This is a genomic window from Flavobacterium sp. NG2 (assembly GCF_034119845.1).
Lineage (GTDB): Bacteria > Bacteroidota > Bacteroidia > Flavobacteriales > Flavobacteriaceae > Flavobacterium.
Map to the genome: position 1 here is coordinate 2,006,256 of NZ_CP139420.1, position 14,221 is coordinate 2,020,476.

Annotated in this window: 9 protein-coding genes; 4 read left to right on the forward strand and 5 right to left on the reverse strand. The window is 34.7% G+C overall.

Annotation, left to right across the window (positions count from 1 at the left end; translation table 11 throughout):
• Positions 1 to 25: 25 nt before the first annotated feature.
• Genes uxuA through SLW70_RS08540 form a run of 3 tightly spaced genes read right to left on the reverse strand, consistent with a single transcriptional unit; the run spans position 26 to position 3,301 of the window.
• Entirely contained in the window at positions 26 to 1,234 is a 1,209-nt protein-coding gene (gene uxuA / locus SLW70_RS08530) for a mannonate dehydratase (protein ID WP_320891687.1), read from the reverse strand.
• Between the two features lie 18 nt (positions 1,235 to 1,252).
• On the reverse strand, positions 1,253 to 2,083 hold the full coding sequence (locus SLW70_RS08535; protein ID WP_320891688.1) for an SDR family oxidoreductase: 831 nt from the start codon (positions 2,081 to 2,083) through the stop codon (positions 1,253 to 1,255).
• 6 nt (positions 2,084 to 2,089) lie between these two features.
• Positions 2,090 to 3,301, reverse strand: coding sequence for a glycoside hydrolase family 117 protein (locus SLW70_RS08540; RefSeq protein ID WP_220763698.1), 1,212 nt, complete (start codon positions 3,299 to 3,301; stop codon positions 2,090 to 2,092).
• A gap of 120 nt (positions 3,302 to 3,421) precedes the next feature.
• On the opposite strand from SLW70_RS08540, the gene SLW70_RS08545 reads away from it, so the two are divergent.
• The 4 genes from SLW70_RS08545 to SLW70_RS08560 all read left to right on the forward strand — a co-directional run bounded on the left by SLW70_RS08545 (position 3,422) and on the right by SLW70_RS08560 (position 10,709).
• Positions 3,422 to 4,753 carry a hypothetical protein gene (locus SLW70_RS08545; RefSeq protein WP_320891689.1) on the forward strand — a complete coding sequence of 444 codons (1,332 nt, stop codon included), beginning with the start codon at positions 3,422 to 3,424 and terminating at the stop codon, positions 4,751 to 4,753.
• Between the two features lie 318 nt (positions 4,754 to 5,071).
• Positions 5,072 to 7,531 (forward strand): beta-galactosidase GalB, encoded by a 2,460-nt coding sequence (gene galB, locus SLW70_RS08550; RefSeq protein ID WP_320891690.1) that lies wholly within the window; start codon positions 5,072 to 5,074, stop codon positions 7,529 to 7,531.
• A gap of 137 nt (positions 7,532 to 7,668) precedes the next feature.
• Complete coding sequence (locus tag SLW70_RS08555; RefSeq protein ID WP_320891691.1) at positions 7,669 to 9,444, forward strand: hypothetical protein; 1,776 nt, start codon at positions 7,669 to 7,671, stop codon at positions 9,442 to 9,444.
• A gap of 53 nt (positions 9,445 to 9,497) precedes the next feature.
• Complete coding sequence (locus tag SLW70_RS08560) at positions 9,498 to 10,709, forward strand: glycoside hydrolase family 117 protein (RefSeq protein WP_414458250.1); 1,212 nt, start codon at positions 9,498 to 9,500, stop codon at positions 10,707 to 10,709.
• Positions 10,710 to 10,785: 76 nt separating this feature from the next.
• On the opposite strand, the gene SLW70_RS08565 is transcribed toward SLW70_RS08560, so the two are convergent.
• Both SLW70_RS08565 and SLW70_RS08570 read right to left on the reverse strand, forming a co-directional pair.
• Positions 10,786 to 11,976, reverse strand: coding sequence for a DUF6786 family protein (locus SLW70_RS08565; protein ID WP_320891693.1), 1,191 nt, complete (start codon positions 11,974 to 11,976; stop codon positions 10,786 to 10,788).
• A 259-nt stretch (positions 11,977 to 12,235) separates the two neighbouring features.
• On the reverse strand, positions 12,236 to 13,723 hold the full coding sequence (locus SLW70_RS08570) for an arylsulfatase (protein WP_320891694.1): 1,488 nt from the start codon (positions 13,721 to 13,723) through the stop codon (positions 12,236 to 12,238).
• Positions 13,724 to 14,221: the final 498 nt, after the last annotated feature.

Genomic DNA, 14,221 nt, shown 5'->3' on the forward strand with positions numbered 1-14,221 from the left:
ACCATTTTTATTTAAAAATTAATTTTCAATTTTCGTTTAAGCTTCTTTCGATTGCTGTCATCATTCCCGAAAGTTCCGATAAGCCTTTTAGTCGACCAATCAAAGGATAGCCAGGATTTGACTTTCGATTAAAATCATCTCCAATTTTAATCCCATGATCGGGTCTAAAAGGAATTTTAAAATCCAATCGGCCTTCTTTTTTTCGTCGTTGTTGTTCTAGTAATAAATCTTTTATTAAGGAATACATATCGACACATCCTTCTAAATGATGTGCTTCATAAAAACTATAATTATCTTCCCGTTGTGTAGAGCGTAAATGCACAAAATGAATTCTATCTGCAATTGATTTTACGATATTTTTAAAATTATTTTCTTTTCTAACAGCTAGGGAACCAGAACAAAAAGTAATACCATTGTTGATAGAATCGTATTGTTTCAAAATCCATTCTACATCTTCCTGAGTGCTGACAATTCTGGGTAGACCTAAGACAGAAAAAGGAGGATCATCAGGATGGATACACATTTTTATACCATAAGAATCAGCAGTCGGCATGATGTCATTTAAAAAGGAAGTCAAATTTTTACGCAGTTGTGCGGCATCAATATTTTTATAATTATCTAAAAACGATAAAAACAATTCTTTATAATTAGCAGCATCAGATGATACGGCTCCATCAATAAATCCTTGGGTTAAGACAATAATGGAATGCGCAATTTTTTCTTGGTCTTCTGGACTTAATGAGTTAATGATGTTTTCTGCTTTTTTAATAATTTCAGCAGGATAGTCATTTGCCGCCCGAGGTCTTTTTAAAATATAGATATCAAAAGCTGCAAAAGTGGGATAATTAAAATACATAGATTCCGCACCATCAGCAAATTTGTAATGAATATCTGTTCGAACCCAATCCAATACAGGCATAAAGTTATAACAAACGGTATTGATTCCGCATTTACCAAGGTTTTCTAACGAAATTTTGTAATGCTGTATTAGTCGTTCTCGGTCATAGTTAGCGGTTTTTATCCCTTCTGAAACGGGTAAGCTTTCCACCACAGACCACTGCATGCCAAAGGATTCTATTTCCGATTTTGTTTTTAAAATTTCTTCCATTGTCCAAATTTCTCCATTCGGAATATGGTGTAGAGCAGTAACAATGCCTTCTACACCAAATTGTTTAATTTCTTTTAGAGTGACAGTGTCTTTTGGACCAAACCAGCGCCATGTTTTTTGAAGCATTTTAAATAATTTATTATGTTAAACACCACTAAATGCATTAAAACCACCATCTACAGGTATTACTACTCCCGTAACAAACGAAGATTGTTCAGAACACAACCACTCTACGGTACTGAGTAAATCCTCGGGCTTACCAAAGCGTTTCATAGGAGTTTGGCTTAGAATAGTGTTTCCTCTTTCTGTTAAACTGCCATCGGGATTGGTCAACAATGTTTTGTTTTGTGTGGTTAAAAAAAATCCGGGAGCAATAGCATTTACTCTAATTCCTGTTTCAGCAAAATGTACAGCCATCCATTGGGTAAAATTAGAAATACCCGCTTTTGCAGCACTATAGGCGAAGACTTTGGTCATGGGTGAATAGGCGCTCATTGATGAAATATTGATAATGCTACAACCTTTTTTGTCCAACATGTCTTTTCCGAAAATTTGTAAGGGAATAAAACTGCCCATAAAATTTAAATGAAGTACGTTTCCAACTGCTGTATCATCTAAATCAAAAAATCCACGTCCATCATTGAGACTGAAATCGAATTTTGATGTGGAAGTGGTCGCATCAGGATGATTTCCTCCTGCGCCATTTATTAGAATATCACAAGAACCTAATTTTTTATTTACTATTTGATGCGCCTTTATTAAATCCTCTTTTTTTAAAACATCTGCCACAATTGCTACTGAAGTCCCACCGTTTGAATGAATTTGATGGGATATTTTTTCAAGTTGATCCATGGAGCGTCCTATAACCGCCACTTTGCAACCTAATTTTGCTAAGTGAAGAGCCATTTCGGAACATAATATTCCTGAACCTCCTGTTATAACAGCGACTTTATCTTTAAAATTGCTAATATCCATTCTGTTTTATTTTTCGTAACTGTAATCTTTTCGTTTTTTGTAATCCAATACTTTTTGATATTCTTTGTTGATGCTGTCTCCTTTTTGCAAACTCAAATCACAGTCAAAACGGCGCAAATAATTCCATTCACCCAAAACATGAGATAATCCCCAAGTAATTCCTGGTCCAGGTAGGGTGTCGGTATCCGTAAAACCACCTTCACGATACACGCCTCCGGCCTCGGGTTTTTCTAAACCATGTTTTACTGGATAAAAGTTGATGCCATCTTCCGAAAACTGTATGCTATTAGCTTCTGGACCTTCGCTCAAAAAGGCGCAAACTCCTTTTCTATAAGGCCAAACGATACATTCGTGTCCACCTATTAATACGGGGTTGTAAGCTGATTTAATATAAGGACCTTCGGGTTTATTGGCAATAGCAACTCCAATAATGGCATTGGGCATATCGGCGAATTCTTTGGTAAATTCTCCCTTTGAAATATTGGGTTTCCATGGTACTCGACCAGCACTTTTGTAATACATAAAATATTTTCCTTCTCGAGCGACAAAAGTAGGGTCGTGTACTACTTCGCCATCCCAAGCGGTTTCTGAACCTACTTTCAAGATTGGGTTATCCAAGCGATGCCATGGTCCATTAGGAGAATCGGCCCATGACATTCCGATTACATTTTTATTAAAATCACCTGCTGTTACATAACTTCCTGCCCAACGCGCTTGTTTTAGACTTCCAGCCGCTTGGTAGGCCAAATAATATTTTCCATTGGCTACTAAAATATCAGCCGTAAAAACGGAACGGTGGTCGTAGGCTCCTTCGGGGCCACGATGTACTGCGATGCCTTGTTCTTCCCATTCATAGCCATCCTTGGAGGTAGCATACCAAATATCACATAAATCCCAATGAAAAGCTCTAGTGTCAGCTCCAGCTTTTTGCGGACCAACCAATTCCGTCTTGGCTTGAGGTTTGGTGTACCATACATAATATAATCCATCGGCTTTAATTATACTTGAAGGATCCCTGCGTGTAACCCCTTTTTCATACCCGATGCCTTTTACGGGAGTAAATTTAAACTGAGTATTGAATTCATTGTATTTGTCAAAACGTATTTTACTTTCTCTAAAACGTTTATATGAAGCACTTATTTTTTCTTGTGCATTTAAATGAAAACAAAGACTAAAAGTGATTAAACTAATAAGTAGGAAAGGTGTTTTTTTAATCATAATTGAGAATAGTTTTTTATAAAATAAAAAGGTTAGTGTAAATAATAATTAAAATGCTAGTGAAATTAATCTGCTAGGTAAATTTAAGTTGTGTAATCAAAATATAACCTTTAATTTGCTATGCAAAACTTATACAAAATTTTGCATACTACTATGTCAGATAAGGAATGCTTAAAAATTGGGCTATCAGAAATTGGAAAAAAACTAGATTGGGAAGATGCTTCTTTATGGAAAGAATCCGACTATATCAAGTTAGCCAAAATGATATCCGAAAGCGCTTCTATATCCATTAGTCCCCATACATTGAAAAGGCTTTTTGGGAAAATCAAATACAAGGAGCAGTACAATCCGCAACAAGCAACAAAAGATGCTTTGTCTATTTTTTTAGGATATTCCAATTGGGATGATTTTGTAGCTTATCAAAAAAAGAATACACTGCATTCTATTCCAGATGAAAAAAAGACGACCACTGTAAATATAAAGAAGAAAGTTAGTTTTAATCTTTATTTATTAGTGATTTTGGTTGGGATTTTTTCGGCAATTGGGTTTCATTATTGGTTTGGGAATCATACTATAACTAAAAGTAGTTATCAGTTTGTTATGAAAGATTCAGTAGGACAAGTTCCTTTTACTGTACCCATTCATTACGATTTAAGCAAAGTGAATTCAGATAGTTTGTATGTTGATTTTAACTTTGAGCATCCTTACCTAGGAAAACAAATGGTTAAATTGCCTAAAGCCGATTCTACTATCAATTTCACCTATCAAATACCTGGGTTTTATTATATCAAATTAAAAAACGGACGGGATACCTTATGCAAAAGAAAAGTTTTGGTCGAATCAAAAAATTGGAACAGCTATTTTGTACCCGAATCTAAACTGGGAAAATTTTGGTTAGATACAGAAATACCACAATTGCAAAAATCAGATGGGAATTTATATTTTTCGCCTCAGTATTTATCAACTAAAGGTTTTAATACGACTAAAGTCTATTACTTGATGCATAGACTGTTTAAAGAATTTAAAATTGACGGTGATAATTTTGAATTGGAAACCCGTTTTAAAAGCGGAAAGTCTTTGGGCGGAATCACTTGTTATGATTTTATTATCAGGCTAGTTTGTCAAAGTAATACACATTATCTGAACTTAATGGAGGAGGGATGTTCGCAATTTGCATCCCTAAAGTTTGGCGACTTTCTTAAAGACGGTGCAACAGAAAATATGTCTAAATTTAAAATGACACTTGATACTTGGAATACTTTAAAAATTACAGTAAAAAATAAAAATGTTCTGATTTTTCTCAATGGAGAAATAATAGGCCAAGGAAATTACCAACAACCCACAGGAGCCATTGTAGGTATCGTAAATTTATCAAAAGGAAGTGGAAGGGTTGATTATATTAGAATCAAAGATTTAAAAACGGCTGTTAAATTTAGAGAAGATTTTGATTAGTAGTAGTTGAAAATAATTTGGGACCAATTAATATTTCGGATTTAATTGCAACTTAAAATTTGAATTTAATAATGGAAGTTTAAAAGGGGTAAAAGGCTCAGTCGTTAAGTGATTGAGCTTTTTTTTATATAGGGATTTATTGAAAACGAAACATTTTAGGCTGTTTGGTATAGGTGATAAAACAGTGTAAATACAGTGGTTTTTCGAAGAAAAACTCATATCTGATACAAATAAAAACATTTGTAAATACCTAAGGTGGGTATTTGAATTAGATTTGTTTCTATTTAAACAACATAAATTTATTTGAAGCAATTCAAGATGAAACAATCCTTTTTTTCTGTCTGTATAATGGCACTACTTTGTTGTTGGACTTCGGTTCAAGCACAAGATTTGAACTTTAACGATTCATGGAAATTTTTTAATGCCGAAGCCAAAGGTGCCGAGCAAGTCAATTTCAATGATTCTAAATGGCGCAATCTCAATTTGCCTCACGATTGGGCTATCGAAGGTCCTTTTGACGAAAAATACAATGCACGTTGTGGCGGTTTACCTTTTCACGGAACAGGCTGGTATCGTAAGGCATTCAAAATGGACAAAAACGCGAAAGGAAAAGTAGTGCGTATTGAGTTTGAAGGTGCCATGTATGATGCCTATGTTTGGGTCAACGGACAATTAGTTGGTAATCGTCCGAATGGATATATTGGGTTTGAATTTGATATCAGTACATTTTTAAAATACGATGGTTCAAATAATATCATTGCTGTCCGATTAAAACCTCAAGATTTGTCTTCTCGTTGGTATCCAGGGGCTGGGATTTACCGTTCGGTATGGTTGAAAATTGATGAGCCTATTCATGTGAAACAGTGGGGAACTTATATTACGACTCCCACGGTAACAAAAGAAAAAGCGACGATTCAAAATGAAACCACCGTTGAAAATAAAACCAATAAGGAAGTTCTCGTAAAGGTAAAACAAGAATATATTGATCCTGATGGAAAATCAGTAGCTACGGTTGATGAAGATTTGAAAATTGCTGCTAATTCCAAAGCGATTTCAGCTTTATACACTGTCATAAAAAATCCAAAGCGTTGGGATACCCAAACTCCTCATTTATACCATGCTGTCACCACGATTTCTGAAAACGGAAAAGTAGTAGATAGCTTTAAAACACGTTTTGGTTTGCGTTCTATTGCTTTTACAAAAGATGGTTTTTTCTTGAATAATGAAAAAGTTCGTTTCAATGGGGTGTGTTTGCATCATGACAACGGCGCTTTAGGTTCGGCGGTGTATAAGAGAGCCGATGAACGCAAATTGCAAATTATGAAGGAGATGGGAGTAAATGCTATTCGTACCAGTCATAATCCACCTTCAAGAGGGTTTTTGGATTTGTGTGATGAATTAGGTTTGTTAGTTTTGGATGAATCATTTGATGTTTGGAAAATGGCTAAAGTACCTAATGGTTATAATGTTTTCTTTGACCAATGGGCAGAAAGAGATATCAAAGATATGTTGTATAGAGACCGAAACCATCCATCGATTATCATGTGGAGTACAGGAAACGAAATTTTAGAACAAGGAGATAAAAAGAACGGTTGGAGAGTGGCTAAAATGCTTAATGATTATTGCAAAGAAGTAGATAGAACGCGACCAACCACTATGGGAATGAATAATTATTCGAATCCATATGACAACAATTTTGCGCAGCAAGTCGATATTGCTGGAGTAAATTACAAACCTAGTAACTATAAAGAAATTCGAACTAATTATCCAGAATTACCCTTTTATGGTTCTGAAACTTCCAGTTGCACCAGTAGCCGTGGCGTGTATCATTTGCCGATAGAAAAATACGATACACATCCTTCATTACATGTTACAAGTTATGATATAATAGGGCCATCTTGGGCTTATCCTCCTGATATTGAATTTCATTTTCAAGAACTGAATCCAAACGTTATGGGAGAGTTTATTTGGACAGGATTTGATTATTTAGGAGAACCAACACCTTACGGAGGGAAAGACAATTCGACTAATGGTTACTGGAACGGACATTGGCCTTCAAAAAGTTCCTATTTTGGAGCGGTTGATTTGTGTGGTTTCCCTAAAGACCGATTCTTTTTGTACCAAAGTCATTGGACTACGAAACCGATGATTCATCTTTTGCCACATTGGAATTGGAAAGAAATGGAAGGAAAAGAAATTCCAGTTTATTGTTATACGAATGTGGATGAAGCCGAATTATTTTTGAACGGAAAATCACTAGGGCGAAAAGTAAAAGGCAAAGATTTGACTGAAATTAAAGTTGATTTTATTCGGTACGAACCAAAAACCTTTCAATCCAAATACCGATTGTCATGGAATGTTCCTTATGAGCCCGGTACTTTAAAAGTAGTAGGGTATAAAAATGGTAAAGCTGTCAACGAAGAAGTCATCACAACAGCAGGAAAACCAGCTAAAATTAGCCTTTCTGTTGATAGAAATAAAATTGATGCTGACGGACAAGATTTGGCTTACATTACAGTGAAAATTCAAGATAAAGACGGGAATTTTTGTCCAATGGCTGATAATTTGGTGACTTTTGATGTAAAAGGAGAAGGTTCAATTATTGGTGTTGATAACGGAAACCAAATCAGTTTGGAATCTTTTCAAGGCAACCAAAGAAAAGCGTTTAATGGTATGTGTTTGGCGATTGTGAAATCATCTAAAAAAGCGGGTAAAATTAGCTTAACAGCTCATTCAAAATCATTAAAAAGTACACAAATCGTTGTGGAAACAAAGTAAATTATAGCTTTATTTTAAATCTTGCAACCAATATTTGTAGTAACGACTCTAAAATAATTGAAAGATATTCGAGAGTTTAATGTCGCAATTCTACTCTACAAATAAAGATTGGTAAATTGTATTAACATTAAAAAAATATGAAACAACTTTTTTTGAAATTCCATTTTTTTCTAATTTTTTCCTTATTGTTTTCTATTCAACATAAGGCCAGTAACACCATTGATTTTGATGCTCAATATGGTGTTGCTTCAGGGAACATTTTAGTAAAGAATATTACTGAAGCGATTCATCATGCAACTAAAGGAGATGTTATCTATTTTAAAAGTAAAACATACGATTTCGAAGGAAAATCATTTACAATTGATAAGGGGATTGTTTTATGTGGTATAGCCCCAAAAGTAAAACAGCCACATACCATTGGCGCTTATGAGGTAGTGACCGCTTTTAAAAATTTAAAAGCAGTCCGAATCACAACGGATGATATGGGGCTTGAAAACCTAAGACTGCAATCCGATGGAAGTTCCGCTTATGTGTTTACTCGTTTTGCGCATCCTAGCTATGGTACGGGAAAGAATCTGGGTTTTTATGTAAATAATCATATCAAAAATGTGGTTTATGATGGGGGAGGCTCACAGGTATATGCAGAAAATGGAGCGGAGGTCACTTTCGAGCAAGTCTCTTTTTTAAATTATTCTAATGGCGGTTTTAATACCAATAGAAAAGATCCTATTAGTACTTCTGCCAAAGCCGTTTTTAAAAAATGCACGTTTGTACCTAATAAAGATAAAGTGAATTATAATGTACGTGGCATATCTGCCGATGCTGGGAATGATGAATATGCTGAAATCTGGGACCAAAAAGGGATGGTGATTGATAGCTGTTTTTTTGACGGTCAAGGTGTCGCTTTTTCAAAATGCAAAAACGCTAGAATCACCAATAATCATTTTTTAGGATATCGAAAAGATGTAGATATGATTCATATTGAAGAATATTCAAATGCTATTTATGTGGCGAATAATACATTTGAGTTTATCAGTCCTTCAAGGTGTTTTTTTATTGATAGAGAAGGGCAACCTAGTTATGATATTTCAATTGTGAATAATATTTTTAAAGGAAAATATTTCTGGATTTTTTGGTCTAACGGACCTACTAATTTGAAGTTTGAAAACAATGATTTATCTCAGGCCAGTGCGAGTAATCCAAATGATAAAACCTTTGATTTTAATTATCAAAGAACAGGAGATGAACTTCCTTTTCCGTTGCCTATTGAACAGCTAACTATTCGAAACAACAAAGGTTTAGATAATCCAGAAGTAGGGATTCTCTCTTATACGATTCTTAAAGGAGATAATACCAATCTAATTGAAGGTTTTGCACCTGCTAAAATCCAGAAAAAACTAGTCGATGAAAAACCTAAATCGTTACTTAATACAGAGTTGGTTTATCAAATAAAAAATAAATACAGTGGTGAGTATCTCGTAGCACAAAAAAACGATTCAAAAGTTGTCTTGACTTCAAATACAAAAAACGATCAAAGTGATTTATGGAAAATTAGTTTTAAATATCCTTACTCCTATACTTTTTTGAATCTTAAAACAAAACAATACCTTGAAATAGAAAAAGGCTACACCTTGGGAGAGTTGACAAACCCTAATTTGAAACCCGTTTTTGTAGAACAAAAAAATGCATATTTGAATAAATCCTTAAAGCCACATTTTTATTTACACGAATTGGATGGTGAAAATAAACAGGCTTTTCAAATAGCGCCAGGAGGGAACGAAAGAAAAACTAGATTAGTTAAAAAAGACAATCAAGTAGGAATTGAAGTAGCTCTTGAAAAACTAAAATTTATACCCGCTACTAAGAATAGCGTATGGGAACTCGTTCCTGTATCGAATGGTTACAAAAAATAAGAAATAATACTTTTACAATGAAAAAAATAATTACAAAGATTGCTTTAGGAGGTATGCTCTTAATGGCAAGCAATCATAATGTAAATTCTCAATCTCAAAAACAAGGAGGCTTTCCATTTATTTTACCAAAAGAGAAACCCAAACGTGAAATGAGTGCCGCTATGGAACGTATTTATACAAAATATGCTGCACCCAGACCTGAAGACAATGAACTCTTTTCACAATTCAAGTACACCAAACTAAAAGGTTTTGATTACAATAATCATGACGGAACAATTTCTCGTCGTGACCCATCTAAAATTATTTTTACCAATGGTAAATACTATGTGTGGTACACCTATCGCCATACGCCTACACCACCACAAGGTGCTCAAAAAAGTAATGATACGATTCCCTCTGCCGACTGGGATTTAGCAGAAATATGGTATGCCACCAGCAAAGACGGTTTTACATGGGAAGAACAAGGTGTCGCTATTCCGCGTCCCCCAAAACCACAATTGGGTTGGAGATCCGTTACCACAGCTGATATTTTAGAGTGGAAAGGAAAATATTATATGTATTATCAAGGCTTTATGGAAGCAAGTGGAACTCGTGGTGACGATTGTCCAGTTCTAGTTTCTTATGCTGATTCTCCTGACGGTCCTTGGAAGCCTTACAATAAAATAGTTATCCCAAATGGTGCCAAGGGTGAATGGGATCAATTTTCCATCCACGACCCCTATCCATTGGTTTACAACGGCAAAATTTATTTGTATTACAAATCCGATTTTGATGAAAAACCAAATCTAGTTCGAATGCAAGGACTAGCAACAGCTGATAATCCTTTGGGCCCTTTTACAAAAAATAAATTAAATCCTGTAATCACATCGGGACACGAAACCTCTCTTTTTCCTTTTAAAACAGGAATCGCTGCTTTAGTTTATAAAGACGGAAACGAACACAATACAATTCAGTATGCCAAAGACGGCGTTAATTTTGAAATTGCATCCATTACGGAATTGATGCCGTATGCAGCAGCTCCTTATATCGCTGATGCATTTACAGATACCAAAGATGGTCGAGGAATCACTTGGGGATTGGCTCATTTTATCAATGTTTCTGGCTATGATAAATTCAATTCGATGTTGGTACGTTTTGATTGCGACCTAAGTCAAGACCTTCATGATCCCGAAATGAAGGAACATCGCGTGCTTCATACTCCTGAAGAATATTTTAGACAAGGTTTGAGTAAAAAACAACTTGAACGCCTTAAGAAAGGGAATTAATTAAAAGGAATTTAGGAAAAACCTCTTGTGTAGTGTATCGCGACACAAGAGGTTTTTTATGATACGTTGAAGTTTTTTATCTGATAAAACTTTTTTTAATTTTATCTAAACCAACGCCTAAAGTTTCCTGTGCAATCGCATCCAGTAAAGATTCTTCTCCTTTAAAATGGAAGGTAGTTTGGATGTGTTGCATGGTTTCGTTAGGTTTTAAAGCCGCAGCAGGAGACGAAGATTCTAATTCATAAAAAGGTCCTAAAGGTGGTGCTCCTGGTTCTGGCGAACCATCATTATAAGCATTAATGACATCACCAGCATAGGGTTCTTCTTGGTATTCCCAAGCCGAATTAACATAGCCATTTGGTGCTTCTTGTATGTTGTACGTCAATAAAGTCAAAACTTTTCCTTGAGCGTCATAACTACCCGCAATTCCTTTGGAACGTTTTGGATTGATTCCTATTTTAGCGCGGTGGGTTCCGTCTCCTTTTAGAAACAAAACATCTTCTTCGACTTTTAAATAATTAGCAGGTACTTTTCCGAAATAAGTATCATTTACTTTTAGTCCAAAATCAGCCTCATTACCTTCTTTAAACGGGATGACAACTGTTGTGTCAGGGGATGGTTTGTACATGCCTAACATCCAAATCGAAGGCAAACCTGTTTCGGCTACCCAAGGGGTATTTCCAATATTAGTAATTTGATTGTCGGTTTGATAGGCTACAAATTCTACTTTTTTGTCGATAGTAGAATTGATAATCGATTCGATTTCTGTTTTTTCTAAAATGCTAATGCCTCTGCTGATGCCCATTTGGAAAACCGTTCCACTTTTATTAGTTAATTGGCAACTGTGTTTAAATTGCGCACTGGTTTCTGTTTTTGAGATTAGTTCAAAAGCATCGGTATCAATAACGGCTGGAGTCTTCCAGTTTGAAAATTCAAAAGTATCTTCGGGTTTAAAAAAGATGGAATATTGTCCTCCTTCTGGCCCGAGCCAAAATCGCTCTTCACCACCGAAAATATAAATCTGAGATTCAATTTTTCCTTTTTTCTCTTCTTCTGTCAAAAAGCCTTTTTCAATCACTTTTCGGTTAATCCACCCAAAACTAGTTCCATTATCATAATCAGTTGTACTGGTCATCAAACGGGCTTGGTATTTAGGGGCAATGGCTACAGCACTATTTCCTTGTTTTAAAACGATAACATCTGTATACTCGTTAAGAAAGTTGAGGTCATTAAGAAAATCGCCTTCTTTTTTAATTGACTTTTCCATGGAATATTGAGTTATTTTTATATTAATTTAAAGGTGGTTTTAAAATTTTAGCCACAGATTAAAAGAATTTACACAGATTAATCCTTTCAATCTTTTAATTCTATCTAATTCTTTTAAAAATCTGCGGAAATCTGCGTGAAAAAATATTGCACGCAGATTTAGCAGATTTTTGCTGATAATAATTTAGATTTTAATCTAAATTAAAGTTAGCACCTCTTTGTGAAAGTTCGAAAAATTTCTTGCAATTTTAGGCTTGTTTTTATTTCTTAGGACTAGAAAATGTTATCGGATTCCACTCAGGGATTCCTTTTTCAGCTAATTGTTTGTTATAACGAACATGCAATGGGTGTTCTTTAATCTTAGAACGGTTTTCATTAACCATCAACGGTATAGATTCGTCCCACCAATTGCTGTAAGGTGTTTTAAATGTAGCGACAACCTCAGGATGTAATTTAAATAGGTTTTTTGTTTCACCTGGATCGTTCTCGATATCGTATAATTCGTCATTGTTTACAAATCTCCATTTTTGATTTCGAACAGCAAATTTATCGTATTTAGCTTCGTCAATTTTACCTGAATCCCAACGACCACAGTGGGTAAAAAGCAATCGGTCATCCCATTTTGTTTTAGGGTTTTCTAATAAAGGTAGTAATGAGCGTCCTTCAAGCGGTTGCATTTTTTTAGGCAACTGCGCACCAGTTAAGTCCACAAAGGTTTGGTAAATATCAATTTGTGCTGTTAGTTGATTAATATCTACACCTTCTGATAGCTTTCCTTTCCAATACCAAAAGAAAGGGACGTGATTTCCGCCTTCATAAGGAGAATTTTTACCTCCTTTTAGACCGGCATTGTAGTGACTCACTTTTTTACCATTTAACGTACCTGATAGGTGCGTTGCTCCGTTATCCGTGGTAAAAATCACCAAGGTATTGTCAAGGGCTTTCCATTCGATTAATTTTTGCATCAATACCCCAAAATTATCATCGATATTTTCAATCATGCCGTACCTACCAGCCGTACTTTCATCATAACCTAATTCTAAAAAGCGTTTTTTATAAGCTTCTGGTGCCACCAATGGTGCATGCGGAGCATTTAAAGCTATATAGGTGAAATAGGATTTCTTAGCATCAATTTGTTTTTTAGTCCATTCCAGTGCTGCATTGAAGAAAACATCGGTACAAAAACCTTTGGTTTGTACAATGGTTTGGTTGTGTAATAAAACATTGTCAAAATACACATTATCTTTATTAGGAGGGAAATCACCTAAAGTTACTTGCCCAATACCGCCAGAGCCGTGTATTAAAACTTCGTCAAATCCACGGTTTTGAGGAAGGTATTCGTCTGCATCTCCTAAATGCCATTTTCCAAAGATTCCTGTTTTGTATTTTGCTGATTGCAAGGCTTGAGGCAATGTAAAAATATCCAAAGCCATTCTCTCCCGTTCTAAAATAGTATGTGTCACACCTACTCTAAATTCATGGCGTCCGCTCATGATGGCAGCACGTGTTGGCGCACAGGTAGGACTTACATGGTATTCAGTAAATCGGGTGGATTTAGTGTAGAATTTATCTATGTTAGGGGTATTAACAACTTTGTTTCCCATACAAGATAAGTCGCCCATTCCTTGGTCATCGGTCATTACAAAAATAATGTTAGGACGACTGTTGGTTAGTTTTTTGATTTGTGCCTGATTAGTATTGGTAAAAATAATGCTAAGTAAAAAAAGCAGTTTTAAATTGTATTTCATTTTTAGTTTTTGAATAGTTTGTGTTAGGAATTATATATTCCAAAAGTATTTAACTATACGTCAATATGTATTCCTCAAATCGCTCATAATGTTGCTCAAAACCTTCAAAACTTTTTTATGTAAAGTTTTTAACAACTTTTTGTATTGATAAGGATAGTAATATATAATATGTATGGTGTTTTTCTTGTAAAAAATTGACTTTGATAAAGATTATCTATTTTTAGAAAATGATTCAATATTATTATAGATATGTGATAACGATATTAAGATTTTAATAAATGCATAATTTACTGAAAATGTATATCATAATTTTTACAACGTTCTGATAGTAGAATAATTTTATTTTAACTGTATAATTTAAGTAACTAGATTGATTGCGGGAGTATTTAAGTAGAATAGGTTTATTTAGAAATCTTATTAAAATATTTTTTTTATAACATAATTAATTATGTAAGTTTGGTCTGCCTTTCACACAAAATTACTTCACTTTTAATAGGT

Excerpts from the sequence above, each read along its gene's own strand:
- SLW70_RS08570 (WP_320891694.1), bottom strand. The coding sequence starts at position 13,723 with ATGAAATACAATTTAAAACTGCTTTTTTTACTTAGCATTATTTTTACC.
- uxuA (WP_320891687.1), bottom strand. The coding sequence starts at position 1,234 with ATGCTTCAAAAAACATGGCGCTGGTTTGGTCCAAAAGACACTGTCACT.
- SLW70_RS08535 (WP_320891688.1), bottom strand. The coding sequence starts at position 2,083 with ATGGATATTAGCAATTTTAAAGATAAAGTCGCTGTTATAACAGGAGGT.
- SLW70_RS08540 (WP_220763698.1), bottom strand. The coding sequence starts at position 3,301 with ATGATTAAAAAAACACCTTTCCTACTTATTAGTTTAATCACTTTTAGT.
- SLW70_RS08560 (WP_414458250.1), top strand. The coding sequence starts at position 9,498 with ATGCTCTTAATGGCAAGCAATCATAATGTAAATTCTCAATCTCAAAAA.
- SLW70_RS08545 (WP_320891689.1), top strand. The coding sequence starts at position 3,422 with ATGCAAAACTTATACAAAATTTTGCATACTACTATGTCAGATAAGGAA.
- SLW70_RS08555 (WP_320891691.1), top strand. The coding sequence starts at position 7,669 with ATGAAACAACTTTTTTTGAAATTCCATTTTTTTCTAATTTTTTCCTTA.
- SLW70_RS08565 (WP_320891693.1), bottom strand. The coding sequence starts at position 11,976 with ATGGAAAAGTCAATTAAAAAAGAAGGCGATTTTCTTAATGACCTCAAC.
- galB (WP_320891690.1), top strand. The coding sequence starts at position 5,072 with ATGAAACAATCCTTTTTTTCTGTCTGTATAATGGCACTACTTTGTTGT.